Origin of the sequence: Arthrobacter sp. H41, assembly GCF_000520535.1 — a bacterium.
In the GTDB taxonomy this organism is placed as follows: Bacteria; Actinomycetota; Actinomycetes; order Actinomycetales; family Micrococcaceae; genus Arthrobacter_D.
Window position 1 is genome coordinate 3412 of record NZ_KI914825.1, and the last position, 1911, is coordinate 5322.

Genomic DNA, 1911 nt, shown 5'->3' on the forward strand with positions numbered 1-1911 from the left:
GCGAACTGCCACGCCACAGCCGCCGCGGAAAGGACCTCCACGATCGAGTCCAACCCGAAACCAACCAAGGCGCTCGAGGACGCGATCGTGCCGGCACTGATCGCGACAACCGCCTCAATGACGTTGTAGGTGATCGTCGCCGCCACGAAGAGCCGGATCCGCCGAGACAGGACCGCGCGCCGCTCTGTGGTTGGAACCGACACCGGCGCTGGGCGTCCTGACTGCACCGATGTAGGTGACGTATGAGTGCTCATCAGCAGCAAACCCTCCCATCGACGTGGTTCTCCCTGGTGGCGCAACAGCACTCGACCTCACTGACGACCACAACATCGAGCAAGGCGGTCAGTGCATCCCCCAGCCTCCGGTCCGCCAGCTCGTACCGGACACGCCGCCCCTCGGGAACGGCGACAACCAGCCCACACCCCCGCAGGCACGTCAGGTGATTCGACAACCGCTGCTTACTCACACCCGCCAGCTCAGCCAACTCACCCGGATAGGACGGCGCGTCCCGCAATGCCAACAGAACGCAGGCACGGACCGGATCCGACAGGGCGTAACCGAACCTGGCAAGCACCGAGTGATGAGTAAGTGTGTCCATTCCCCAATGGTACACAGTCTCATGTACTAACCTAACGGCGAGGTGATACTGATGCCGTCACTCCCCCAAGGCAAACAGTTGCCGACTCGATGAATTCAGCAGCGTCGAATCGCGCACGATACCGATCCATTACGCGGGGTTGATGGATGATCGGATCGAGGAGTTCGTGATGCGTGAGGAGCTGATCATGCTCACCGCGGCCGAGCTCGACGTCGAGAATTGCCGGCCCGTTGATTTTCCGGAACCGCGGCGGGTGTACGCGTGGGTACGCTACCCCTCGAAAGCCCTCCGGGTCCAGGCCCACGCCATCGCGTACACGAAGACCGCGGTGAAGATTCGGTTCTTCGAGCCGTTGATTATGATTCAGCGCGAAGGCTGGGTGTGGCTGAGCGCCGTCGCCCCGGCGCCACCGAGGGAAGCAGAGAAACAGGGACCAGTTGGGTGAATGAATGGGCCTTCTCCATGGCGCGCTACAGTCGATCGGAGGTTTTCACCGGTTTACCCGAATCGACTCAGGAGTATGGAAAATGGCGCAGCGCGTGCAGGTGCAATTGATTGACGATCTCAATGGGGAGCAGGCCCAGGAAACTGTTCTCTTTAGCCTGGACGGTGTGAGCTACGAGATTGACCTCACCGGCGAAAACGCCGCAACACTGCGGGCATCCCTCACGGAGTACCTTGCGAAGGGCCGGAAGGCCAGCAGCCGCCGCGGCGGAAAAACACAGGAAACACCGGGGACATCCACCAGCAAAGCCCGGCGCGAGGAAACTCAACGGATCCGGCAGTGGGCCACGGATAACGGATATACCCCCAGCTCCCGGGGACGGATCACTCAGTCGATCATCGACGCCTACACCACCGCCACCCGGTAGACCGCCCTTCGCCTGTCCCTTGACGACAAAGGCGACCTTTCCGTCATAGGAGGACCGGCTGAGGATCAGGGCCCTTCGCTTTTCGGCCCTCATCAGCCCTTGATCTCCGATGAGGAACCATCGTGCACCGGACGGCGCCGGAGGTCATGGGGGTGTTGGTGCTGGCAGGATTCGGCGAAGCGCCACTGATCGGGGTTCAGTGAAGCTCAGGGACCGGTAGAGTCCTTCGGCATCGGGTGTGGCGTTGCAGGTCCACGACCTCCGCGCCCTGTCCGTCCAGCCAGGACAAGCCGGCGGATACCACTGCCCGGGCGAATCCGCGGCCGCGGTGTGCTGGTTCCACGAAAACCGAGGACATCGATCCACTGAGCCCGCGGGGAAACCCTGGCCCAGGCAGGCGTTCCTCCAGTGTTGCCACCGCACACGCCAGCAACGGCGGCC

At 62.6% G+C, this 1911-nt stretch carries 4 protein-coding genes and 1 pseudogene; 2 read left to right on the plus strand and 3 right to left on the minus strand.

What is annotated here, in order from left to right; genetic code table 11:
- A pseudogene (locus tag Y705_RS20205) lies at window positions 1-254 on the minus strand (hypothetical protein); the annotation flags it as partial.
- Entirely contained in the window at window positions 254-598 is a 345-nt protein-coding gene (locus Y705_RS20210; protein ID WP_049822809.1) for an ArsR/SmtB family transcription factor, read from the minus strand. The gene Y705_RS20210 and the pseudogene Y705_RS20205, both read right to left, overlap by 1 nt.
- A gap of 142 nt (window positions 599-740) precedes the next feature.
- On the opposite strand from Y705_RS20210, the gene Y705_RS20215 reads away from it, so the two are divergent.
- Together Y705_RS20215 and Y705_RS0114215 are read left to right on the plus strand one after the other, a co-directional pair.
- Window positions 741-1043, plus strand: coding sequence for a hypothetical protein (locus Y705_RS20215; RefSeq protein WP_049822810.1), 303 nt, complete (start codon window positions 741-743; stop codon window positions 1041-1043).
- Between the two features lie 82 nt (window positions 1044-1125).
- Window positions 1126-1470, plus strand: coding sequence for a histone-like nucleoid-structuring protein Lsr2 (locus Y705_RS0114215; RefSeq protein WP_026533339.1), 345 nt, complete (start codon window positions 1126-1128; stop codon window positions 1468-1470).
- 196 nt (window positions 1471-1666) lie between these two features.
- Here the strand turns inward: Y705_RS0114215 and Y705_RS23690 are convergent, their stop codons facing one another.
- A complete protein-coding gene (locus Y705_RS23690; protein WP_444826193.1) occupies window positions 1667-1828 on the minus strand; it encodes a GNAT family N-acetyltransferase in 162 nt (53 codons plus the stop codon).
- Window positions 1829-1911: the final 83 nt, after the last annotated feature.